This window comes from Pseudarthrobacter linnaei (assembly GCF_055412825.1).
Map to the genome: position 1 here is coordinate 185245 of NZ_JBVAYX010000005.1, position 22571 is coordinate 207815.

The 22571-nt window shown below is 67.4% G+C and carries 19 protein-coding genes and 1 pseudogene; 5 read left to right on the forward strand and 15 right to left on the reverse strand.

The genetic code is table 11. The annotated features are described in order from the left end of the window. Positions 1–2: 2 nt before the first annotated feature. The 6 genes from mnhG to ACZYZ3_RS07375 are packed head-to-tail and all read right to left on the reverse strand — an operon-like array spanning position 3 to position 6461. Positions 3–419 carry a monovalent cation/H(+) antiporter subunit G gene (gene mnhG, locus ACZYZ3_RS07350; RefSeq protein WP_463963168.1) on the reverse strand — a complete coding sequence of 139 codons (417 nt, stop codon included), beginning with the start codon at positions 417–419 and terminating at the stop codon, positions 3–5. Beyond that, positions 409–687, reverse strand: a complete 279-nt coding sequence (locus ACZYZ3_RS07355) for an MrpF/PhaF family protein (protein WP_463963169.1) — start codon at positions 685–687, stop codon at positions 409–411. Before ACZYZ3_RS07355 ends, mnhG begins: the two co-directional genes overlap by 11 nt. Next, positions 684–1229, reverse strand: coding sequence for a Na+/H+ antiporter subunit E (locus ACZYZ3_RS07360; RefSeq protein ID WP_463963170.1), 546 nt, complete (start codon positions 1227–1229; stop codon positions 684–686). The genes ACZYZ3_RS07355 and ACZYZ3_RS07360 overlap by 4 nt, the downstream gene beginning before the upstream one ends. After that, positions 1226–2839 carry a Na+/H+ antiporter subunit D gene (locus ACZYZ3_RS07365; RefSeq protein WP_463963171.1) on the reverse strand — a complete coding sequence of 538 codons (1614 nt, stop codon included), beginning with the start codon at positions 2837–2839 and terminating at the stop codon, positions 1226–1228. Before ACZYZ3_RS07365 ends, ACZYZ3_RS07360 begins: the two co-directional genes overlap by 4 nt. Then, a complete protein-coding gene (locus tag ACZYZ3_RS07370; protein WP_463963172.1) occupies positions 2836–3411 on the reverse strand; it encodes a Na(+)/H(+) antiporter subunit C in 576 nt (191 codons plus the stop codon). Before ACZYZ3_RS07370 ends, ACZYZ3_RS07365 begins: the two co-directional genes overlap by 4 nt. Next, a complete protein-coding gene (locus ACZYZ3_RS07375) occupies positions 3408–6461 on the reverse strand; it encodes a Na+/H+ antiporter subunit A (protein WP_463963173.1) in 3054 nt (1017 codons plus the stop codon). Before ACZYZ3_RS07375 ends, ACZYZ3_RS07370 begins: the two co-directional genes overlap by 4 nt. 148 nt (positions 6462–6609) lie before the next feature. Between ACZYZ3_RS07375 and ACZYZ3_RS07380 the strand changes: the two are divergent. The 3 genes and pseudogenes from ACZYZ3_RS07380 (at position 6610) to ACZYZ3_RS07390 (ending at position 9735) form a co-directional block, all read left to right on the forward strand. Further along, a pseudogene (locus tag ACZYZ3_RS07380) lies at positions 6610–8012 on the forward strand (MFS transporter). Positions 8013–8051: 39 nt separating this feature from the next. After that, positions 8052–8534 carry a cation:proton antiporter regulatory subunit gene (locus ACZYZ3_RS07385; RefSeq protein ID WP_463963174.1) on the forward strand — a complete coding sequence of 161 codons (483 nt, stop codon included), beginning with the start codon at positions 8052–8054 and terminating at the stop codon, positions 8532–8534. 4 nt (positions 8535–8538) lie between these two features. Beyond that, positions 8539–9735 (forward strand): cation:proton antiporter, encoded by a 1197-nt coding sequence (locus tag ACZYZ3_RS07390; protein ID WP_463963175.1) that lies wholly within the window; start codon positions 8539–8541, stop codon positions 9733–9735. Positions 9736–9772: 37 nt separating this feature from the next. On the opposite strand, the gene dcd is transcribed toward ACZYZ3_RS07390, so the two are convergent. The 3 genes from dcd to ACZYZ3_RS07405 all read right to left on the reverse strand — a co-directional run bounded on the left by dcd (position 9773) and on the right by ACZYZ3_RS07405 (position 13893). Continuing rightward, positions 9773–10348 carry a dCTP deaminase gene (dcd, locus tag ACZYZ3_RS07395; protein ID WP_463963176.1) on the reverse strand — a complete coding sequence of 192 codons (576 nt, stop codon included), beginning with the start codon at positions 10346–10348 and terminating at the stop codon, positions 9773–9775. A gap of 309 nt (positions 10349–10657) precedes the next feature. Beyond that, the gene (locus tag ACZYZ3_RS07400) at positions 10658–11968 is read right to left on the reverse strand and encodes an MFS transporter (RefSeq protein WP_463963177.1); all 1311 of its coding nucleotides are present in this window, start codon (positions 11966–11968) and stop codon (positions 10658–10660) included. Positions 11969–12108: 140 nt separating this feature from the next. Next, positions 12109–13893 carry a thiamine pyrophosphate-binding protein gene (locus ACZYZ3_RS07405; protein WP_463963178.1) on the reverse strand — a complete coding sequence of 595 codons (1785 nt, stop codon included), beginning with the start codon at positions 13891–13893 and terminating at the stop codon, positions 12109–12111. An 80-nt stretch (positions 13894–13973) separates the two neighbouring features. Here ACZYZ3_RS07405 and ACZYZ3_RS07410 point away from each other — a divergent pair, with 80 nt between their 5' ends. Beyond that, complete coding sequence (locus tag ACZYZ3_RS07410; RefSeq protein WP_463963179.1) at positions 13974–14423, forward strand: acyl-CoA thioesterase; 450 nt, start codon at positions 13974–13976, stop codon at positions 14421–14423. 68 nt (positions 14424–14491) lie between these two features. Here ACZYZ3_RS07410 and ACZYZ3_RS07415 read toward each other — a convergent pair whose 3' ends face one another. The 5 genes from ACZYZ3_RS07415 to ACZYZ3_RS07435 all read right to left on the reverse strand — a co-directional run bounded on the left by ACZYZ3_RS07415 (position 14492) and on the right by ACZYZ3_RS07435 (position 20855). Beyond that, the gene (locus ACZYZ3_RS07415; RefSeq protein WP_463963180.1) at positions 14492–16873 is read right to left on the reverse strand and encodes a bifunctional salicylyl-CoA 5-hydroxylase/oxidoreductase; all 2382 of its coding nucleotides are present in this window, start codon (positions 16871–16873) and stop codon (positions 14492–14494) included. A gap of 10 nt (positions 16874–16883) precedes the next feature. After that, positions 16884–18533, reverse strand: a complete 1650-nt coding sequence (locus ACZYZ3_RS07420) for an AMP-binding protein (protein ID WP_463963181.1) — start codon at positions 18531–18533, stop codon at positions 16884–16886. Positions 18534–18618: 85 nt separating this feature from the next. Then, positions 18619–19491, reverse strand: a complete 873-nt coding sequence (locus tag ACZYZ3_RS07425; RefSeq protein ID WP_463963182.1) for an acyl-CoA thioesterase — start codon at positions 19489–19491, stop codon at positions 18619–18621. Further along, positions 19488–19937: a cupin domain-containing protein gene (locus tag ACZYZ3_RS07430; RefSeq protein ID WP_463963183.1), complete on the reverse strand. Its 450-nt coding sequence runs from the start codon at positions 19935–19937 to the stop codon at positions 19488–19490. The genes ACZYZ3_RS07425 and ACZYZ3_RS07430 overlap by 4 nt, the downstream gene beginning before the upstream one ends. 45 nt (positions 19938–19982) lie before the next feature. Next, positions 19983–20855, reverse strand: coding sequence for a fumarylacetoacetate hydrolase family protein (locus ACZYZ3_RS07435; RefSeq protein ID WP_463963184.1), 873 nt, complete (start codon positions 20853–20855; stop codon positions 19983–19985). Between the two features lie 243 nt (positions 20856–21098). Here ACZYZ3_RS07435 and ACZYZ3_RS07440 point away from each other — a divergent pair, with 243 nt between their 5' ends. Beyond that, positions 21099–21500, forward strand: coding sequence for a RidA family protein (locus tag ACZYZ3_RS07440; protein WP_463963185.1), 402 nt, complete (start codon positions 21099–21101; stop codon positions 21498–21500). Between the two features lie 30 nt (positions 21501–21530). On the opposite strand, the gene ACZYZ3_RS07445 is transcribed toward ACZYZ3_RS07440, so the two are convergent. Further along, positions 21531–22448, reverse strand: a complete 918-nt coding sequence (locus ACZYZ3_RS07445) for a PaaX family transcriptional regulator (RefSeq protein ID WP_463963186.1) — start codon at positions 22446–22448, stop codon at positions 21531–21533. Between the last annotated feature and the right edge of the window lie 123 nt (positions 22449–22571).

Consider the following 22571-nt stretch of genomic DNA (forward strand, 5'->3'; position numbering starts at 1 on the left):
CCTTACGGCCCGGCGGCGGTAGCGTCGCCGCCGTCGTCGTCGAAACCACGTTTTCCGGCCGCCTGCTGCACCACGGCCTCCAGGTCGTCCGAGCTGAGCAGCTCCGGGTGCAGGTGCTTCGTCCGGTAACCGGCCCGGCCGACCATGTGCGCGGACACCGGCACGGTGAGCAGCTGGAAGATCCACGCCACCACCAGCACCGGCCAGACCCACCAGGTGCGCATTTGCAGGCCCAGCGCGAAGAGCAGCAGGAACAGCCCCAGCACCTGCGGCTTGGTGGCTGCATGCATCCGGGTCATGAGGTCCGGGAACCGGAGCAGGCCCACCGCCGCGGCGAGGGACATCAGGGCGCCGACCACCATTAAGACCGCCGAGACGGCGTCGATCACGGTATCGCCGGAAAATGTCTCAGGATGCACGGATCTTCTCCCGACGGTCGGCAACGAAGCGGGCCACCGTGACGGAGCCGACGAACCCGATCAGGGACACCGCCACTAACAGCATGAGGTTGTTGAGGTGCCGGTTCGCGGCCATGTCGACGCACAAGGCGGCGCCCACGATGGCGAGCAGCACGTCCGCGGCCAGCACCCGGTCCAGCAGCGAGGGGCCCCGGGCGATGCGGATAATCGCGCCTCCGGCAGCCAGGGAGAGCACCACGGCGGTGACGGTCAGGACCAGCTGCATCATGCCGCCACCTCCTGGTTGAGGGCGGAGAGTTCGGCTTTGGTGCCCATGATCCTGATGAGTCCCGCTTCCGTGTCTCGAACGTCCTGGCGCAGCTGCGCGGCGTCGGCGGCGCTGCGGACGTTGATCCCGTGGATGTAGAGCGTGGACGTGGAGCGGTCCACCTCCACGACCAGCGAGCCGGGGATCAGCGCGGTGACGTGGCCGGTCGCGGTGACCAGCAGGTCGGAATGGCTCCGGAGCGGGACCGCGACGACGGCACTGATCACCCTGGGTCCCTTCGCCACGGCCAGGTACAGGACCTGGAAGCTCGCTGCCACCACTTTGGCCAGGAACATCAGGGCGAACGGAACCGCCCGGAGCACGTTGAAGCGTCCGCCGAGTTCCACCGGCGGCAGGTAAAACAGCCGGGCCACCAGGACGGCGATAAGGGCACCGAAGAGCAGGTTCCCGGGGCTGAAGTCCCGCCAGAGGGCACCCCAGACAATCACGAGCCACACCAGCAGTGGGAGTTCCTGCCGCAACGAGATCCGTTTGCGGCTCATTTGGACACCACCCGCGGCTCGGGCCGGGCGATCGCGGGGACCGGCGCGTCCTCGCCGAGGACCGCCTGGATGTACGGGGTCCGGTCCAGCATGTCTACGGCGGACTGGTCCGCCACTTTGAACAGCGGACCCGCGAAAATGGTCAGCCCGACGCCGAAGATGACCAGGCCCAGGGTGGAACCCACCATGGTCCGCGGCAGCAGGGTGACGTTGGTTTTGCCGGCCCGGTCCCCCGTGGCCGCATCCTCGGGGGCCGCCAGCAGCACCGGATCGGGGTGTTCGGCGTCCTCGGGCTTGCGCCAGAAGGCGCGGTTCCAGACACGGGCGATGGCTAGCAGGGTCAGCAGGCTGGTCAGCACCCCGCCGATCACCAGTGCGTAGGCCAGCGGGGTTCCCAGCTGCACCCCGGCCTGCAGCAGGCCGAGCTTGCCCAGAAAACCGGAGAACGGCGGGATGCCGGCCAGGTTCATGGCCGGGACGAAGAACAGCACCGCCAGCATCGGGGACAGCTTCGCGAGCCCGGCGACGCGGTCCATCGAGGAACTGCCGCCCCGGCGTTCAATCAGGCCGGTGACCAGGAACAGGCTGGTCTGGATGGTGATGTGGTGCGCAACGTAGAAGACGGCGGCGCCCAGCCCGGCCACCGAGGACATCGCGAGTCCAAACACCATGTAGCCGATGTGGCTGACCAAGGTGAAGGACAGGAGTCGTTTGATATCGCTTTGGGCCAGGGCGCCCAGGATCCCCACGATCATGGTCAGCAGGGCGGCGACCATCAGCGGGGCATTAAAGGTGTCGCCCGGGAACAGCAGTGTTTCGGTGCGGACGATGGCGTAGACGCCCACCTTGGTGAGCAGCCCGGCGAACACCGCCGTGACCGGGGCCGGCGCCGTCGGGTAGGAGTCCGGGAGCCAGAAGGACAGCGGGAAAATGGCCGCCTTGATGCCGAACGCCACCAGTAGCATCACGTGCAGCAGGTTCTGCGTGCCCTGGTCCAGGTCCGCGAGCTTGACGGCGAGGTCGGCCATGTTGATGGTGCCGGTGGCGCCGTAGATCATCGCGATCGCGATCAGGAAGAGTACCGAGGACACCACGGAGACCACCACGTAGGTCACGCCGGCCCTGATCCGCGGCCCCGTCCCGCCCAGGGTCATCAGCACGTAGCTGGCGGTCAGCAGGATCTCGAACCCCACGTACAGGTTGAACAGGTCCCCGGAGAGGAAGGCGTTGGACACCCCGGCCACCAGGATCAGGTAGGTGGGATGGAAGATCGACACCGGCGCGTCCCGGTCGCCGTCGGCCATGCCCTGCCCGGTGGCGTAAATCAGCACGGCGAGGCTCACGGAGGAGGAGACCACCAGCATCAGCGAGGAGAACTGGTCCACCACCATCACGATGCCCCACGGCGGGAGCCAGCCGCCGATGTTGACCGCCGCCGTTCCGCCGTTCCAGACGGAGGCCAGCAGCCAGCACTCAAGCAGCAGCGTCAGGGACAGCAGCGCGATGCTCACGGTCCGCTGAGCGCGCGAGTGCCTGATCAGCAGGAAGGTCAGTGCGGCGCCGAGGATGGGAAGGAGGACGGCAAGCGGGGCGAAACTGGCGATGTTCACTGTCCGCCTCCTTCCTTGGGTGGGGTGGCATTCAGGGATCCGGGCTGTTCCTCCGAAGCGGCTTCGCCGGCGTCCAGCTTGCGGCCGGCGACTTTGACCGTGGCCCCGGCCCCGTCGCGAACGTCGGACACCGACTGGCCGTCGGAGCCGAGCATGGTCAGGGGGAACTCGGAGGTCTCCACCGGGATCACGGAGTCGTCCTCGAGGTCGAAGCTGGGGGTCTTCGCGACCCGGCGGTCCTCGGCGTCGTCCTGGATCTCATCCTCGCGGGCCAGCACCCAGGTCCGGTAGATGATGCCGAGCATGAACGCCGTGACGGCGAAGGAAATCACAATCGAGGTGAGGATCAGGGCCTGCGGCAGCGGATCGTTGTACTCCCCGGCGGCGGTGTCCTTGCTGTACATCGGCGCCAGGCCGGCGTAGCCGCCGGTGGCGAGGATCAGCAGGTTGGTGGCGTTCGCGAGCAGCATCAGGCCCAGCAGGACCCGGGTCAGGCTGCGTTCCAGGATCAGGTAGATGCCGCACGCGTAGAGGGCTCCCATGACCGTCAGCAGGGTCAGGTTGACGCTCATGCGTTCCCCATGGCTGTGGTGTCGGCCGGTATCCCGCCGGTCTCCTGGTCCTCGTCGGACGGTGCGGGCGGGGGTTCCTCGAAGTGCTCGTCGATTTCGGCGCCGAGGCTGCGCAGCACATCCAGGGCCAGGCCGACCACGACTATGTACACGCCGATGTCGAAGATCGTGGAGGTGACGAACTTGACGTCACCGAAGACCGGCAGCCAGAACTCGATGATGGCGCTCTGGAACACTTGGCCGCCGAGCAGCAGCGGCGCCAGACCCGATGCCGCCGCGGTGGCGAGCCCGATGCCCAGCAGGGTGCCGGCGCTGATCGGGGTGGCCTCGCGCAGCTCGAAGCGGCCGCCGGCGAGGTACCTGACGGTGAGCGCCAGCCCGGCGGTGAGGCCGCCGGCGAAGCCGCCGCCCGGCGAGTTGTGGCCTGCGAAGAGCAGGTAGATGGAGAAGACGATGATGGAGTGGAAGACCAGACGCGTGACGACTTCGAAGATGATCGACCGGCGTTCCGGCGCCATCGTCCGGCCGGCGACGAGCCAGGCGTCCCGGCTGGAGGCCGCGAACCGGCGGCTCATGGCCAGCGTGGCATCGTCGCGGGTGCTTCCTCGGCCGGCGCCGGGGCTTCGGCGCCCGACGGTGCCCTCGGCCACGGTGGAGGATGCCCGGATCCCCTCGCCGCGGCCCCGGACGAAGATCAGGCTGGCCACGCCGGTGGCCGCCAGCGCCAGCACCGAGATCTCCCCGAAGGTATCCCAGGCCCGGATGTCCACCAGGGTCACGTTCACAATGTTCAGTCCGCCGCCGCCCTCGTACGCCAGCTTCGGAAACTCGAGCGACACGGGCGCGGCCACCCGGGCGCCCAGGGCGAAGATGGCGACGAACACCATGGTGATGCCGAAGGCGGCGCCGATGATCACCCGCACCACCCGATACTTCCCGCCGGTCCGGTCGCGCAGTTCGGCCGGAAGGCTGCGCATGGCCAGGACGAAGGCCACCAGGATGATGGATTCCACCAGCATCTGGGTCAGCGCGAGGTCCGGGGCGCCCTGCAGCGCGAACATCAGGGCAATGCCGTAGCCGGTCACGGACACCATCAGCACGGCCAGGAAGCGCTTGTTGGCGCGCACCGCGGCCAGCGCCCCGATCACAATTCCGGCACCCACAACGATCTGCAGCGGGGAGTTGGGGTCGATGAAGTAGAGGTCCTGCGGCAGCGGCTTGTTGGCCAGCACCAGCGCGGCCAGCGGCAGGACGAACGCCACGGTGAGGATGACGGACAGATAGAAGTACAGCGAGCCGCGCTGGGTCCGCCCGGTGATCCAGACCGCGGCGTCGTCGAGCGCACCGATGGTCAGCTGGTACGTACGGTCGCCGTCGATCCAGCCGGGGACCAGCCCCTGGAGCCGGGAGACCGCGTTGCGGCCATAGAACATGGCCAGGCCGAGGGCGAAGGTGATGGCGGTCAGGCCCAGGGCCGGGGTCAGCCCGTGCCACAGCGCAAGGTGCCCGGCGGCGGCCGCCGGGTCCTCGCCGTCGGGCACAAAAAGTGCCGCGTAGGGTTGGATCCAGCCGTCCACCGGGGCCGGCCAGAGTCCGTAGCCGATGGTCAGGACGCTCAGGATGGCGGGGGCGGCCAGGAAAGCCGGCTTGATCGGTTTGAACGGGGTGGTCTCGACGCCGGACTTGAGAGCGAAGGCGCCCCACATGAACCGCGCACTGTAGGCGAAGGTCAGGATGGAGCCCAGGACGAGGCCGATCAGGGTCCCCTGTCCCCACGGGCCGGCGGCGGGGTCGGTGCTGTAGTGGACGAAGGCTTCGAAGACCGATTCCTTCGCGACGAAGCCGGCCAGCGGCGGGATGCCCGCCATCGATGCGGCGCCAATGGCGGCCACGACGGCGAGGGCGCGGGAGGAACGGTAGACGCCCGAGAGCTTGCGGATATCACGCGTTCCGGCCTGGTGGTCGATGATGCCCACGACAAGGAAGAGGGTCGCCTTGAACAGCCCGTGGGCGAGGAGCAGGGCAAGACCCGCCAGCGCCGCGTCGGGTTTGCCGAGCCCCACCACCATGGTCAGGAAGCCGAGCTGGCTGACCGTGCCGTAGGCCAGGATGAGCTTGATATCCGTCTGCCGCAGCGCCCGGTAGCCGCCAACCAGCATCGTGGCGAGGCCGAGGCCGAGCACCCCCGGCAGCCAGAACGCGGTCTCCGCGAATCCCGGCGCCAGCCGTGCGACGAGATAGATGCCGGCCTTCACCATGGCCGCGGCGTGCAGGTAGGCGCTCACCGGGGTGGGTGCCGCCATGGCGCCGGGGAGCCAGAAGTGGAACGGGACGAGCGCCGATTTGGTGATCGCACCGACCAGGATGAGCACGACGGCGGCGCCCACGGCTCCCGCGGCGGGCCCGGTGATGAGGGCGGGAGCCATCGCAAGGATGGTCGAGATCCGGTAGGTCCCGGCGTTGAAGCCGAGGATGATCAGGCCCACCAGCATGGCCAGGCCGCCGGCGGTGGTCACGATGAGGGCCTGCAGGGCCGAGCGCCGCGCTGAGAGCCTGGTCCGGGCGTAGCCGATCAGCAGGTAGGACAGGACCGTGGTGAGTTCCCAGAAGATGAACATCAAGAGCAGGTCATCTGCCGTCACAAGGCCGAACATCACCCCGGCGAAGGCCAGCAGCTGGGCGCCGAATCCGCCGAGGTAGTCGTCCTTGTCCTTGAAGTACCGGGCGCAGTAAACCAGCACCAGCGCCCCCACACCGAGGACAAGCAGGGACATGACCCAGGCCAGGGCGTCCATCCGGAAGGCAAGCTCAAGTTTCAGTTCGGGGATCCAGGGCAGGACCTCGGACAGGCCGGTGCCGGCGCTGCCGCCCGCGGCGCGGCTCTGGTCTCCCGCGGCGCCGGGATAGACGGCGCCGTGCTGCAGGACCAGCCAGGCGAACGAGCCCGCGGGCACCGCTGCGAGGGCGTAGAACGAATTCCGGCCGAACTTCCGGAAGAGAAATGGCGCCACAGCAGCCACCGCAAAGTGCACGGCAAGGACTGTGATCACTGGTATCTCCGCAACGTCAGGAAGTCGATGGTCAAAGTTGGGGCAGGCGGGCACTCGTTAGGTTCAGTCCGGACAGTTTACCAAGCGTGCACAAATTCTTTTCACACGGTTCGCCGGGCTCGGGCGCACTGCGGATAACATTCACGCTATGAACTCCACCGCTGCCCCCGAGGCCATGCGTCCCGCCTCGGAACTGGAATCCGGAAGCCAGGTCTCCGACAAAGGCCGCATCCTCGCGTGGGCAGCCTGGGACTGGGGCTCGGCCGCCTTCAACGCGGTCATGACCACGTTCGTCTTCACCGTGTACCTGACCTCGAATGCCTTCGGCGGGGAGGATCAGGCCTCCGCGGTCCTGGGCGGCGCACTGGCCATCGCCGGTGCCGCCATCGCGCTGCTGGCACCTGTCACCGGGCAGCGCTCGGACACCGGCGGGCGCCGGAAGCTGTGGCTGGGGGTCAACACGGCCGCCGTCGCGCTCCTTACCGCCCTGTGCTTCTTCGTCTTCCCGCGTCCGGAGTTCCTGCTGCCCGGAGTGGCGCTGATTGCGCTGGCGAATGTGTTCTTCGAATTTGCCGGCGTGAACTACAACGCCATGCTCGCCCAAATCTCCACGCCGAAGAACATCGGCAAAGTCAGCGGCTTCGGCTGGGGCATGGGGTACCTCGGCGGGATCGCGGCGCTGCTGATAGTGCTCCAGCTCTTCGTCCAGCCCAGCTTCGAGTGGTTTGGCGCCTCGACGGAGGACGGTCTGAACATCCGCCTGGTCGCGGTGTTCTCGGCCTTGTGGTTCTTCATCTTCGCACTGCCCGTGCTGTTTGCGGTGCCGGAGCTGCCCAGGACCCGACGGGGCGCGGGCCCCGGGTTCCTGGCCTCCTATGGCCTGCTGGTGCGGCGGATCAAAGCGATCTACCGGACCAGCCCGCACACCATCTACTTCCTGCTCGCCAGTGCCGTGTTCCGGGACGGGCTGGCCGCGGTTTTCACCTTCGGGGGCATCATCGCGGCCGGCACCTTCGGCTTCGAGCTCAAGGACGTCATCTTCTTCGCGATCTTCGGGAACGTCGTGGCCGCCGCGGGTGCCATCCTGGGCGGCTTCCTCGACGACCGGATCGGGCCGAAGGCGGTCATCGTCGGGTCGCTGGTGGGTCTGCTGATCGCCGGCTCGATGATCCTGGTCCTCGGCAACGGGAACCATTCCTTCTTGGGCATGGACTGGGCCGGCACCACCACATTCTGGAACTCGGCCTGTTCCTGTGCCTCTTCGTGGGGCCGGCGCAGTCCTCCTCGCGGGCCTACCTGGCCCGGCTTGCCCCGCACGGCGAATCCGGCGAGCTGTTTGGCCTGTACGCCACCACCGGCCGGGCGGTCAGCTTCCTGGCCCCCGCACTCTTCACGCTCTGCATCGCTGTCGCTGCCCCGCTGGTGGAGCCCGGCGAGGCGCAGCGCTGGGGCATCCTCGGCATCATGGTGGTGCTCCTGGCCGGGCTGATGCTCCTGCTGCCGGTCAAGGCGCCGGACGAGACCGACATCGCGGTGGTCCCCGCGGCCTGATGCTGCCCGGAAAGCCGTCCGGCCCACTAGGCTGGAGGAATGAACGTGGATGAAACGGACCTGCCGGGACTGGGCCGGCGCAAGGATTTCATGACCGCCTCCGGGCGGCGGATCGGCGTCGTGGAATACCGCGAAGGCCAAACCGAACTGATCGTCTCCACGTGGGACGATCCGGACACCTGCCAGGCGTCCATCCCGCTGACCGCCGATGAAGCCGCCGCCCTGGGTAACCTGCTGGGCGGCCAGCGGCTGGCCATGCAGCTTTCCGAAGCCCACCGCGAGATCCCGGGGATCGTCACCCGGCAGTTCTCCATCGGCCCCGGTTCTCCCTTCCACAACCAGCCGATGGGCAAGGCCCGTATCCGCACCAGGAGCGGCGCCTCGATTGTGGCCATCATGCGCGAAGGCGAGGTGCTCCCCTCGCCGGGACCCGACGTCGTCCTGCACGCTGGCGATCTCCTCGTTGCAGTAGGAACGCAAGAAGGCCTCGACACGGCGGCCGGCATCCTGCGCAACGGCTGACGGTATGGATCCGCTGGCACTGACCCTGATCGAGCTCGGGGCCGTCGTGTTCTGCCTCGGCCTGCTGGGGAGGCTGGCGGGGCGGATCGGCATGTCCCCTATCCCGCTGTACCTGCTCGGAGGGCTGTTCTTCGGTGCCGGCGGCATTGTCAAACTCGAAGGAATGCAGGAGTTCGCGCATCTCTCGAGCGAGATCGGGGTCATCCTCCTCCTGCTTATGCTCGGATTGGAATATACGGCGGCCGAGTTGGTGACCGGGCTGCGCCGCTCCTGGCAGGCCGGCGTCCTGGACCTCGTCCTGAACTTCCTGCCGGGCGCCCTGCTCGCGGTCCTGCTGGGCTGGGGAGTCGTGGGAGCGATGGTGATGGGCGGGGTCACCTACATCTCGTCCTCGGGGATCGCGGCCAAGGTGATCACGGACCTGGGCCGGATCGGCAACCGCGAGACTCCGGTGGTGCTCTCGATCCTCGTGTTCGAGGACCTGGCCATGGCGGTCTACCTGCCGGTCCTGACCGCGACCCTGGCCGGCGTCAGCTTCGTTGTGGGGCTGCAGACCGTCGGGATTTCGCTCGCCGTTGTCACGGTCGTGCTGCTGGTGGCCCTGCGGCACGGTCACCATGTGTCCAAGGCCGTGCACAGCGAAAACTCCGAGGTGTTCCTGCTCAACCTGCTTGGGGCCGCGCTGCTGGTGGCCGGACTGGCCTCGGCCTTGCAGGTGTCCGCGGCGGTGGGGGCCTTTATGCTCGGAATCGCCATTTCGGGTGCCACCGCGCACAGCGCCACCAGGATCCTGGAGCCGTTGCGGGACCTTTTCGCGGCCATCTTCTTCGTGGTTTTCGGCCTCAATACAGACCCCTCCACGATCCCTCCCGTGCTCGGCTGGGCGCTGCTGCTGGCCTTCGTCACTGCCCTCACCAAGATGATCACGGGCATCTGGGCCGCCAAGAGGGCCGGGATCGGGCGTGCGGGGCGTTTCCGTGCCGGCGCCGCGCTGATCGCCCGTGGGGAGTTCTCGATTGTCATTGCCGGCCTGGCCGTCGCCTCCGGCGTGGTGCCCCAGGAGCTCGCGGCACTGGCCACCGCGTACGTGCTGATCATGGCCGTGACGGGCCCGCTGGCCGCCAGGTTCGTGGAGCCGGTGGTGGCGATGCTGCGCCGGCCGGCGAAACCGCCCGCGGTGCGGACTGCCGACGGCGTCTAGCGATTCGCCGCGCAGGAATAGCCGGGTAACCCGCGGGTCAGATGTCCGTGCGGTGGAAGTTCAAGTGGCTGCGGCTCGCCGTCGGGCCGCGCTGGCCCTGGTAGCGGTTGCCGTACTCGCCGGAGCCGTAGGGGTGCTCGGCGGCGGAAGTGAGCTGGAAGAAGCACAACTGGCCGATTTTCATGCCCGGCCACAGCTTGATGGGCAGCGTCGCCATATTCGACAGTTCGAGCGTCACGTGTCCGGAGAAGCCCGGATCGATGAATCCTGCGGTGGAGTGCGTCAGCAGGCCCAGCCGGCCCAGCGAGGATTTGCCCTCAAGCCGGGCGGCGATGTCGTCGGGGAGCGTCACCGTTTCGTAGGTGGAGCCCAGGACGAATTCCCCGGGGTGCAGGATGAAGGGCTCGCCGGCCTCAACCTCCACCAGGCGGGTCAGCTCGGGCTGGTCCTCCGCCGGGTCGATGTGGGCGTACTTGTGGTTGTCGAACAGCCGGAAGAACCTGTCGATCCGGACGTCAACCGACGACGGCTGCACCATGGCAGGGTCAAACGGCTCCAGAACGATCCGTTGGGAGTCAATTTCGGCACGAATGTCGCGGTCGGAGATCAGCACAGTCTCAAAATTACCGCACTCGCCGGGGACAAAAGTGCGCGGGGCGAGTGTTACAGCCGGCCCTGTACCGGATTCCGGGCCCGGGCCGCGCCTTTGTGATCTCGAAAACTGCGCGGACGGCGCATCCGCCAGGCCGGCAGATTGCGGGCGTCCGGCAGGAAGTCACACACGCTCATGGCATCCCGTTTTGATGACTGCAGCTGTCTTCCTATGGATAAACAGCAAGGCCCGCCCCGCGCGGCTGCGGGGACGGGCCTTGAGTGAAGAGTTATGGAACTCGTGTCCTGCTCTGTGACGACCTCCCGGATCCTATTTCTCCGTCACCTTCGGCACCGAGAACACCACAATGGCGCCGACTACGGCGAAGGCCGCGAACATGTAGAAGTTGAGCTGCCAGCCGAAGGCCATTCCGGCGATCAGCCCGCCGATCAGCGGACCGCAGATGGCACCGATGCGTCCAATGCCGAGCGACCAGCTCAGGGCGGTGGCGCTCAGGGACTGCGGGTAATGGGTGGCGCAGTAGCCGCCAACCAGGATCTGCGTTCCCACCGAGCCGAGCCCGGCGAAGGCGACGATGACGAGCAGCATAGCGAGCGGGAGCTGCAGGCTCAGCATAAGAATGGCCACAAACGCCAGAAGGAACGACGCCGTCACCACCTTGCGGATGCCGATCTTGTCCGCCAGGACAGAGGCGCTGATGGAGCCAACGATCGCACCGGCGTTGAGCACCAGCAGGAACGTCAGGGCGTCGCCAAGCTGGAACCCGGCCTGCCGCATGATCTGCGGCAGCCACGTGTTCAGTCCGTATACCAACAGCAGCCCGCAGAAGTTCGCCATTGCGAACAAGACCGTGGAGCGGACCCACTTGCGGGTGAACAAGGTTTTCATGGCCGACTTGGGCGCGTCGGCGCCGGTTTTGACATCCTCCGCCGTGACGATGTCCGAGTAAATGAGGCCGTAGCGGGCTGCGGTGGCTTTGGCCTCTTCGATGCGCTGCTTGCGGGCCAGGTAGGCCACCGATTCAGGCAGGAGCTTCCAGGCAATCGGGAGAAGGGTGACGAGGGGCAGTGCGCCAAACGCGTACATCCAGCGGAAGTCGATGTGCTGGAGCAGGTTAATGGCCAGGAGGGATGCACCGACCCCGCCCACGGAGTAGCCGCTGAACATCACGGCATTGGCGATCTGGCGCCGCTCCTTGCGGGCATATTCGACCGTCAGCGCAATGCAGGTGGGCACGATGCCGCCCAAGCCGAGGCCGGTGAGGAAGCGCAGGAAGCCGAAGACCTCTGCGGACGGCGAGAATGCCGTGAGCAGCATGAAGGTGGAGAACCACGCAATGCAGCCCAGCATGATGCGTCGGCGGCCCAGCTTGTCGGTCAGGATGCCGACCGAGAGGGTGCCGACAAGCATGCCGACCAGGGCGAGGCTGCCGATCAGCCCGGCCTGGGCGGGGGTGACGCCCCACTCCTGGAACTTCAGGATCGTGGGAACAGTGGACCCGTAGACCACCAGGTCATAGCCATCAAAGACGATGGCCACGAAGCACAGGATCAGGACCGCGTGGCCCTTCCAGCGAGGCGTGGCCTCGTTGTGCAACTCAGTCGACATTGACTGCGTCATGGGTGTACCTCTCGTTGGGATTTCGTTGTGATTTATGTAATAGCTCACATGCTGTGCTCACTGTGTCACGCCTAGATTCCGACAGTAAACAAAACAATATATGACGTTTCTGTAACGATAGTCAGCAGTGAGTAGATGTGTCAGTGGCCTTTGAAAGCTTCGGCGAGCCACCAGGCACCGCCGTCGGACGCTATCTTTGCATCAATGACCAACGGCCGGGCAGGACGCTCTTGCAGCCACGCGCGGACGGCCTCAAGATCCGCCACGCTCCGGACCGTAACTGCGTCCGCACCGAAGCCCCGGGCGATCGCGGCGATGTCGGTGTCCGGGAAGGTGACGGTCCCGAGATCAACGGGTGGACCACCCCCGGACTCGTCGCCCGCGCCGAAGTGGTGCACCTCCGCCCCGTAGCCAGCGTCGTTATAGATGATGCAGACCAGCGGCAGCTCCAGCCGGACGGCGGTCTCTAGTTCGCTGATGCCCATCAGGAAGCCGCCGTCCCCGGCTCCGAGGACCGGCAGCCGGTCCGGCCGGGCAAGTGCGGCCCCGATCGCGGTGTAGAGACCCAGACCGATCGACTGGAAGGCCTGGGTGAAGCAGAAGCCGAACTCATCCGGGACCTTCAGATAGGCACTGGGATAGCCCATGAAGTTGCCCGAGTCGATCGAGACAATCCGGTCTGAGGGCAGGATGGTGTCCAGTTCCCGGCTCAGTACCCGCGGATCGATCCGCCCGCCGCCGGAGAGGTCCGGCGTTTCGACGGTGTTCCAGCGCGAGCTTCCGGCGATGGCCGCCGCCGTCTGCGCGGTGCGGTACCTCTGCGCCGGGGCCGGCTGGAGCGTCCGCAATTCCGCGAGGGCATCCGCCGCGGTCAGAGCCGAATCCCCCACCACTCCGAGGTCAATGGGCCGGTTGGCGCCGAGTGCGGCGTCCTCGGCATCGACCTGGACCACTGCGGTGCCGGCCGAGATCAAGTGCCCGTGCCGCATGGTCCACATATTGAGGGCGCAGCCCCAGCCGATGATCAGGTCAGCGCCCTGGATCAGCTCGGCACTGAGCGGTGAGGAGAATCCGCCGGAGATCCCGAGGGCGAATTCCTCGTCATGGAACAGACCATTCGCCACCGCGGACGTCGCCACGAGCGCCCCGGCATGCGCGGCAAGGCTAAGCAGTTCCCCGCGAGCGTTCCTGGCCCCGCGGCCCGCCACGAAGACCGGGCGCTCCGCGGCATTGATCAGGTGCGCCAGGCGACGGACGCTGGCGGCGGCCGGACGAACCGGCTGGGGGTCCGCGACAGCGGCGCGGCGGGCCGCCGCTGTCTGTGTGGCAGCCGGGGCCGGGGCCGACTGGACATCGAGAGGCAGGTTGAGCACGACGGTGCGGCGTTCGTTCCGGGCGGTGCGGAAGGCCCGGATGGTGTCGGCCACAGCGGTGGCCGGGGAATGGATCCGTTCGCTCACTGCTCCGACGCTGCGGGCGAGGGCATCCTGGTCGATCTTGAAGTTGGACCGGACCGCGGAGCCCTGGGTGTCGGCCGTCAGCACGATCAGCGGGGTGCGGCTCTTGGCGGCTTCCCCGATCCCGGTGACGGCGTTGCTGAGCCCGCAACCCTGGTGGGTGCTCACAACGCCCACCAGGCCGGACATCCGGGAAAAGGCGTCGGCCATGGTGGCCGCGCCGCCCTCGTGCCGGGCAGCGGTGTAGGGCACCCCGGCCCGGCGCAGGGCATTGGTCACCTCGAAGTTGCCGCTGCCAACGACGCCGAAGACGTGCCCGACGCCGAGCTCCGCCAGGGTCCGGCCCACGAGCTGCGCGACGGTCGCGGACGGTTGCTGCACCGGGTCGCCGGGGGCCTCCCGGGCCGCGTCGACCGGCCTGCGGGCCACTTCCGGGGCGCCGGGGGAAACGTGTGAAGCTACTACCATGGACTTACCTTCCATTGAGTACTGCAGCGGCTGGGTACTGCGCTGTTGCTGACTGCTCTTCGAACTTCCAGGCGGCCTCCATGAACCACCTTCATTCCCTCCCCAACACCGCCACGACGGCAACTCTGGAACGGACCATCGAATGGGTGGATACGGATGCCGCGGGGCATCAGCACAATTCTGCGGTGCTCCGCTGCGTCGAGGCCTGCGAGGCCAAGTTGTTCCGGGACCTTGACCTGCCGGAGTATTTCCCTTCTGCTCCACGGGTGCGCCACGAACTTAACTACCGTGCGAAGTTGTACTTCGGCCAGCAGGTCACCACCACCGTAGTGGTCGAGAAAATCGGCCGCACGTCCATGACGTTCAGCTTTGAAGTGTGGGGCGAGGAATTCCGCGGCGAGGCCCGAGCCATCGCCGCCCACGGGTCCTTCGTGACGGCCCACGTCGCCCAGGGCGCCACGGCCGCCACCCCGTGGCCGGCGGAGCTGACGGCCAAAGTCACCGCCCGCGGCGTCTCCGGCCTGGACTGACCGTACCGCCCCTGCCGCTGCCCGGAACCGCGCCATCGAGGCACCGGGCAGCGGCCCTCCAACCGGCGCTAGACCGACGCCGGAACCTTCGCCGGCGTCCAGCGCAGGTGCGTCGGCAGTCCGGCGATCTCCGGCTCCCGCACGAGCGCCAGCCGGGGCCGGACCGCGTCGGTGCGGGCCGCCGGCGGCTTCCGGCTGCCGGCCTGGAACTGCTGCGGCCAGTCGGCGCCGGGACCGCGGTAGTCCTGCTCGATCGCCGCATGCAGGGTCCACTGCGGATCAAACAGGTGCGTGCGGCCGAGGGCACACAGGTCCGCGCGGCCTGCAAGCAGGATCGAGTTGACGTCGTCGTAGGAGGACACCGCGCCCACCGCGATCACCGCCACGCCTGCCTTGTGCGCTACTTCCTGCCGGATGCGGTCCGCGAACGGGGTCTGGTAGCTGCGGCCGTAGGCCGGCTTCTCCTCCTTGACCACCTGGCCGGAGGAGACGTCCACCCCGTCGGCGCCGTGCTCCGCGAAGGCCCGGGCGATCGCGACGGCGTCGTGCTCGTCGTTGCCGCCGGGGGCCCAGTCCGTCGCGGAGAGCCGCACGGTCAGCGGCTTGTTGGCTGGCCAGGCGGCGCGGACCGCGTCGAACACCTCCAGAGGGTAACGCAGCCGGTTTTCCAGCGACCCGCCGTAGTCGTCGCCGCGCCGGTTGGCCAGCGGCGACAGGAACGAGGAGAGCAGGTAGCCATGTGCGCAGTGCAGCTCCAGCAGGTCGAAGCCCGAAGCGGCTGCCCGGACAGTGGCGGCGGCGAACTCGTCCCGGACCTGGCCCATTTCAGCGCGGCTGAGTTCGCGCGGCGCCGGACTGTCGGGCCCGTAGGGAATCGCCGAGGGCCCAACCGGCTCCCAGCCACCCTCGGGCAGCGGTTCGTCGATGCCATCCCACATGAGCTTGGTGGAGCCCTTGCGGCCCGAATGGCCCAGCTGGACACCGATAGCCGCCGTCGAACGGTGGTGCACGAAGTCGACAATCTCGCGCCAGCTCTCCTGCTGGGCCTCGTTGTAGAGGCCGCTGCAGCCAGGGGTGATGCGGCCGGTCTCGGAGACGCAGACCATCTCCGTCATGACCAGGCCGGCGCCGCCAAGGGCCTTGCTGCCAAGGTGGACCAAGTGGAAGTTGCCCGGCACACCGTCGGTGGCCGAGTACATGTCCATTGGTGAGACGACAATCCGGTTCTTCAGTTCCAGTCCGCCGATCCGGTAGGGCTGGAACATGGCAGGGGCACTGCCCTGGATACCCTGTGTGCGCGCAAATTCCCCGTCCACGCGGGCGGCAAACTCGGGATCCCGCAGCTTGAGGTTGTCGTAGGTGATGCGGCGGCTGCGGGTGAGCAGGTTGAAGCAGAACTGGACCGGGTTCTGGTCCCTGTACATGCCGATGTTCTCGAACCATTCCAGCGAAGCCTGGGCGGCGCGCTGGGTGGATTCAACGACCGGGCGGCGCTCGGTTTCGTAGGCTCCCAGCGCGGCCCCGAGCTCGTCGTGTTCGTGCAGGCAGGCAGCCAGGGCGAGGGAGTCCTCCATGGCCAGCTTGGTACCGGAGCCGATGGAGAAGTGCGCGGTGTGGGCGGCGTCGCCGAGGAGCACGATGTTGCCGTGCCGCCAGGACTCGTTGCGGACCGTGGTGAAGTTGATCCACCTGGAGTTATTGACCAGGACCTCGTGCCCCTCAAGCTCCGCGGCGAAGAGGTCGCGGATTGTGTCCACGGCCGCCTCGTCGCTTTCGCCGGGCCGGAAGGACTGGTGTTCGGTGGCGTCGAAACCGGCGCTGCGCCAGACGTCCTCGTGCATTTCCACGATGAAGGTGCTTCCCTCGTCCGAATAGGGGTAGCCGTGGATCTGCATGACGCCGTGCTCGGTGTCCTTGACAAAGAACTTGAACGCCTCGAAGACGAGGTCGGTGCCGAGCCACATGTATTTGGACTTGCGGACGTCGAGGCTGGGCTGGAAAACCTCGGCGAATCGCGAGCGGACGGCGGAGTTCAGGCCGTCCGCGGCGAGGACGAGGTCGTAGTCGCGGCTGAGTTCCTCGACGTCCGGCGCCAGGGTGCTGAAGTGGAGGTCTACGCCGAGTTCGGCGCAGCGGCGCTGCAGCAGCTCGAGCAGCTCCTTGCGGCTCATGGCCGCAAAGCCCTGGCCGCCGACGGTGTGCCGCTGATCCTTGAAGTGGATGTCAATGTCGGTCCAGCGGGCGAAGCGCTCGGACATGTACTCGGCGATCACTGTGTCAGCGTTGCCGATGCCGCCGAGGGTTTCGTCGCTGAAGACGACGCCGAAACCGAAGGTGTCGGTCGCGGCGTTCCTTTCCCAGACGGTGACCTCGTGGTTCGGATCCAGCTGCTTCATGAGGGCGGCGAAGTAGAGTCCGCCCGGACCGCCGCCTATGATTGCGATTTTCATGTACTGCCTCTCAAGCGTTCTGGTGTTCGGGGGTAGCGGTGTCAGCGGCCAGCTGCTCGCGCAGCCGGAAATGCTGGAGCTTGCCGCTCGGGTTGCGGGGCAGGCCGTCGACGAAGGTGACCTGTCGCGGGTACTTGTACGGGGCGATGGTGCGCTTCACGAAGTCCTGGATCTCCTTGCGTTTCGCGTCATCGGCCTCGACGCCCCCACGCAGCACGATGAAGGCGCAGACCACGGCGCCACGGTCGGGGTCCGGCCTGCCGACGACGGCGTTTTCCACCACGTCCGGGTGCTGGTCAATGGCGGCTTCAACCTCGGGTGCGCCGATGTTGTAGCCGGAGGACACGATCATGTTGTCGGAGCGTGCCTGGTAATAGAAATAGCCGTCCTCGTCCCGGCTGAAGGTGTCCCCGGTGACGTTCCAGCCGTCGACGACGTAGTCCAGCTGGCGGGAATCGTTCAGGTAGCGGCACCCTGTGGGGCCGATCACGGCGAGGCGCCCGACGGCGTTCGGTCCGAGTTCCCGGCCCACTTCATCAAGGATCGTGGCCCGGTATCCGGGGATGGCGGTGCCGGTGGCGCCGGCGCGGATGTCGTCCCCTGCCGCGGAGATGAAGACGTGCAGCATTTCGGTGGCGCCGATGCCGTTGACCAGCTTCAGGCCGGTGCGTTCATGGACGGTGCGCCAGGTTTCGGCCGGTAGGTGCTCCCCGGCCGAAACGGCGGTCCGGAGGCTGGCGAGCAGCCCCTCGGCGCCCTCCTTGAGGATGGCCTTGTACGCCGTCGGAGCAGTGAACAGAATGGTGGCTTTCGCCGCATGCACGGCCTGCGCCAGCTCTAGCGGGGTGGTGCGTTCAGTCAGCAGCGCTGCGGCGCCGAAGCGCAGCGGGAAGACCACCAGGCCGCCCAGGCCGAAGGTGAAGGCCAGCGGCGGGGACCCCGCGAAGATATCCTCCGGCGTCGGCGCCAGGATGTGCCTGGCGAAGGTGTCCGCGTTGGCGAGGATGTCGCGGTGGAAGTGCATGGTGATCTTCGGTGTCCCGGTGGTGCCCGAGGTCGGGCCGAGCAGCGCGACATCGTCCGCCGCCGTCGGGACACCGGTGAACTCGCCGCTCTTGGCAGCGCAGCGGGCGGCGAGGTCCGTGCCGGTGCTGCCGCCCATGGCCAGCACCGGGATGTCGTCTCCGGCTGCTTCGGCCAGATCGTCCAGGAAGCGGCGGTCGCACAGGGCGGCGGCCGGCCGGGTCAGCTCCAGCAGTGTCCGGATCTCATTGGCACGCAAAGCCGGCATGATCGTGACGACCACGGCGCCGGCTTTGAGCACCCCGAGCCAGGCCGCGACCAGCCACGGGTTGTTCGGCGACCGCAGCATCACGCGGTTCCCGGGGACTATCCCGCAGTCCTCCACGAGGACTTGGGCCACCTGGTTGGCGCGGCGCTGCAGCTCCCCGTAGCTCCAGAGAATGCCGTCCGGGGTGAGCAGGGCCGGGCGGTCGGCACCAAAGCTGCGAACGGCGTCATCAATCAATGCGGTGGCCGCGTTGAGCCGCTGCGGGTACTGCAGTTCCGGGAGCGTGAACTCCAGTTCCGGCCACTGCGATGCCGGGGGCAGGTTGTCACGCGCAAAGGTGTCCTGGTGCGCCGAGGGCGTCAGTTCCATTGCAAGCCTTTCGTATCGTCATTGATAGGAGGTGTTGGGCCATGGATTGCTCCGAAACGGCCGTTTTGGCAGCCCAAAAGGGCAGTTACGGAGCAGTCGACTTCCGGATCATGCCTTCCTGGACCACCGTGGCGAGGAGCCTGCCCTGCCGGTCGTAAAAGTGCCCCTGGGCGAGGCCGCGGCTGGCCTGCGCCGAGACTGCTTCCTGCACGTAGAGCAGCCAGTCGTCCACCCGCCCCTCGCGGTGGAACCACATGGCGTGGTCCAGGCTGGCTGTGACCAGGCCCGGGTCACCCCAGGCGTAGCCGTGCACGCGGAGCACTGGTTCGAGGATGGTGTAGTCGCAGACGTAGGCCAGCGCTGCCCGTTGCAGGTCTGCGTCGTCCGGCAGCCGGTCGAAAGCCTTCACCCAGACGGCCTGGTGGGGCACCGGCTCCCCCTCCACGCTGAGGTACACGGAGCCCGGAACGTGCCGCATGTCGAAGCTCCGGCCGCCGGACCAGTAGGCCGCAGCGTCGCCCTCGACGCCGTCGAGCACGTCGGCGGAGGACGGCAGCGTCTCCGGCTCCGGGATTCCGGCTGGCATGGCACGGGCGAATTCCTGGCCGCTTTCCTCCGCATGGAAGGAAGCCATGGCCACGTAGACGGTCTTGCCGCCTTGGTAGGCGCGGACCTGGCGGGTGGAGTAACCCCGCCCGTCGCGAAGCCGCTCCACCTCGTAACGGACCTCGGCGCCGATGTCCGCCGGCCGCATGAAGTAGCTGTGCATCGAGTGCAGCGAGCGGTCATCCCCCACCGAGCGCATTGCGGCGGCCGCAGCCTGGGCCACCATGTCGCCCCCATAGGCTTTGGGCCAGGGCACGTACTGCGTCGTGGCGGTGTAGGCCTCGTCGAGGAATTCCGGCTCGGCGGGCGTCAGCTCCAAGGCTGAGAGGAGGATCTCGGAGGTAGGGCTCATGCCCGGCGGTACCCTTCGAGCGTGGAGTCGTCGACGTCGTCGAGGTTCACCACGATGTTCTCCGGAGTGCGCGCCGTCAGCCAGACGAGTTCCCCGGTGATGCTCATGTTCGCCTCAACGTGCGGCATGTATGGCGGAACGAAGACCCAGTCCCCCTCGGTCATGTCAATGAATTCCTTGTAGTCCTCACCGAAGTAGATCCGGCCGTGGCCGCGCAGCACGTAGCCTCCGGTCTCGGCCTCGCCGTGGTGGTGCGGGAAGGAGCGGTAGCCGGGTTCGTTGCTGACCTGGCCGTACCAGATTTTTGTAGCAGGGGTGTGCTGCGTGCTGACGCCGGAGATCCGGACGGCTCCGCCGGACTGGCCGGTATCGCGGTGCTCTGCACCTTTGCGGGTGACGACGGGGACGATCTGTTCGGTCACCTGCTGGCTGATCTGTTTTGTCATGGTGATGCCTCTCTGTATGGCGGGCGAATATGGCGGGGTTGTGGCTTAGAGACGGACAGTGTTCGTGAGCGTGCCGATGCCCTCGATCTCGGTGGTGACCACATCGCCGTCGTGCAGGTATCGCGGCGGGGTGGCGCCCATGCCGACCCCGCCGGGGGTACCGGTGAGGACGACATCGCCCGGGTTCAGCCGGGTGAAGGTGGAAATATAGGACAGCAGGGCGGCCGCCGTGAAAACGAGCGTTTTGGTGTTGCCGTTCTGGACCTCTTCGCCGTTGACCAGGCAGCGGACCCGGACACCGGCCTCGGGGTCGCACTCATCCGGAGTCACGAGCACCGGGCCGAGCGGGGTCGTGCGGTCGAAGGCCTTCCCCTGGAACCATTGCAGGGTGCGGCTCTGCCAGTCACGCATGGAGATGTCGTTCGCCACGGTGTAGCCTGCGATCGCGGCGGAGGCCTCCTCCGGCGAGGCATTTTTGAGCGGGGCCCCGACGACGACCGCCAGTTCCGCTTCCCAGTCCAGCTTGGCGCCGTGCCCGGCGGCGTCGATGACCTCGCCATCGCCGATCAGGGTGTCCGCGAACTTGGCGAACAGGGTGGGGTATTCCGGCAGCTCCCGGCCCATTTCCGCAATGTGGTCCGTGTAGTTCAGTCCGCAGCAAATGACCTTGGACGGGCGCGGCAGCGCGGTGGCGAATCGGGCGTCGCCAACCGCGATGGAGCCTCCCGGGGTGCTGCCCGCCGCTCCCGCGGCGGCAACGGCGGCCACCGCCTGTTCCTGCCAGCCGGCGCTTGCCAGCAGTTCACTGAGATCCCGCGCAGCCAGGAGCACAAAACGGTCTCCCGACTGCACGGCGGCGCGGGTGGCGGGGCCACCCGCGGCGTCGCTGGCTGCTGTACGGACGGTCGCAAGGCGCATGATTCTTCACTTCCGGTTCGACGGCGGAGCCGGCCCCTTTGCCGGCTCCGGCGACGTGTCCGCTGCGGCACTCCCAGGTGGGTATGTCGACATTTTTACGGTCGTCACATATGCTCAAGTTAACACGAATTCACCGGTTTGGGTAGACCGGCAGCTGTTCCGGATCCGCCCGCCGGCCAGCGCCGGCCCGCCCGCATGTACCTTCGCAATTACCCACCACCGCCGACTCACTGAGGAGCCACCATGAACCACAAGGTCATTAACCCCGCAGCGCTGGCCAAACCTTCGGGCTTCGCCCACGGCGTCCTGGCCGGCAGCACCGTATACCTTGGCGGCCAGACGGCCATGGACATCAACGGCAACATCGTTCCCGGCGGCATCGTGGAGCAGTTCCGCCAGTGCTTCTCCAACGTCCTCACCACCCTCGCTGAAGCGGGGGGCATGCCCTCTGACCTGGTCAACGTCAACATTTACCTCACCGACGTCGAGGACTACCAGCGGAACGGCCGCGAAATCGGGCGGATCTGGCGCGAGATGGCGGGCACCGACTACCCCGCGATGGCCGGCGTCGGCGTCACGCGGCTGTGGCAGGCAGAGGCGCTGATCGAGATCCAGGCCATCGCCGTCGTATCAGGCCAGGGATAGGACCAGGGCCACCGCCCGGTGCGGCGCAGCCTACGTACCTGAACGGCCCGCCGCCGCCAGGAGCCGCTCGGCGTGCCGGCGGGCCGGGCCGTTCAGGAGGCGGTGCAGTTCCGCGAAGATCCGCTCCGCGGTGAGCCCGTGCCAGCCGGACGGCAGGAACTCCGCCGGCAGGCCCGGATCCAGATACGGCAGCCGGCGCCACTGGGTGAGAAGCTGGACGTAATCCGCGAAGGCCACGCGGTCGGCATCGGGCCCGGCCGCAGCCTCGCCCGCGGAGTCCCAGCGCGCCAGCACCGGCGCGAAGCGGTCGATGAATTCCGCGTAGAGCGATTCAAGGGCCGGAAGGTCCCACCACCGGGAAACCTTGTCCTTGACATCGCCGGCAGTCAGGTGCTCGGCCCTAAAGAACTCCACGTACTCGGTCAGCCCCGTCCGCTCAAGCTGATGGCTGATGTCCTCATAGGTATTGCCCGGGGCAATCCAGAGGCCCGGGGTAACAGACCCGAAGCCCATCCTGGTCAGCATGCTGCGCAGCTGGTGGCGAAGGTGGCGCTGCGATTCCGGGACGGAAAAGGCGATGAGTAACCAGCGGTCGGCCGCCGTCGCCCGCCGGGGTGAGAAGATGCGGCGGTCACCTTCCTGGAAGACATCCTCGAGATTGGGGGCCAGGCGGTAGGCGGCAACTCCGCCCTGTTTGACGCTGTCCAGCACTCCGCGGCGCTTGAGCCTGGACACGGAAGAGCGCACCCCGGAGGACTCGACGCCAAGGTCATCGAGCATGGAGATCAGCACCGAGACCGGCAGGGCGCCCCCGCTGGTGCGACCGTACAGGCCGTAAATCGTTACGATCAGCTGCTGGTGCCGTGGGGTCGGCTTGGGGACGGCGCTTCCGGCAGCGGGATCGGAGTCAGGCCCGTCGCCCGGCGGCGGCGCGGGGTGTTCTACCACCGTCGGTCTTCCCTCAGCAAAACAGTCATGGATCTAGGCTATAGAGGTCTGCGTGCCGCCACGGCCAGGACGCTCCGCGGACAGTCGGCGTACCGTATCCGCCGTGCTCCACCATCGGGCCCG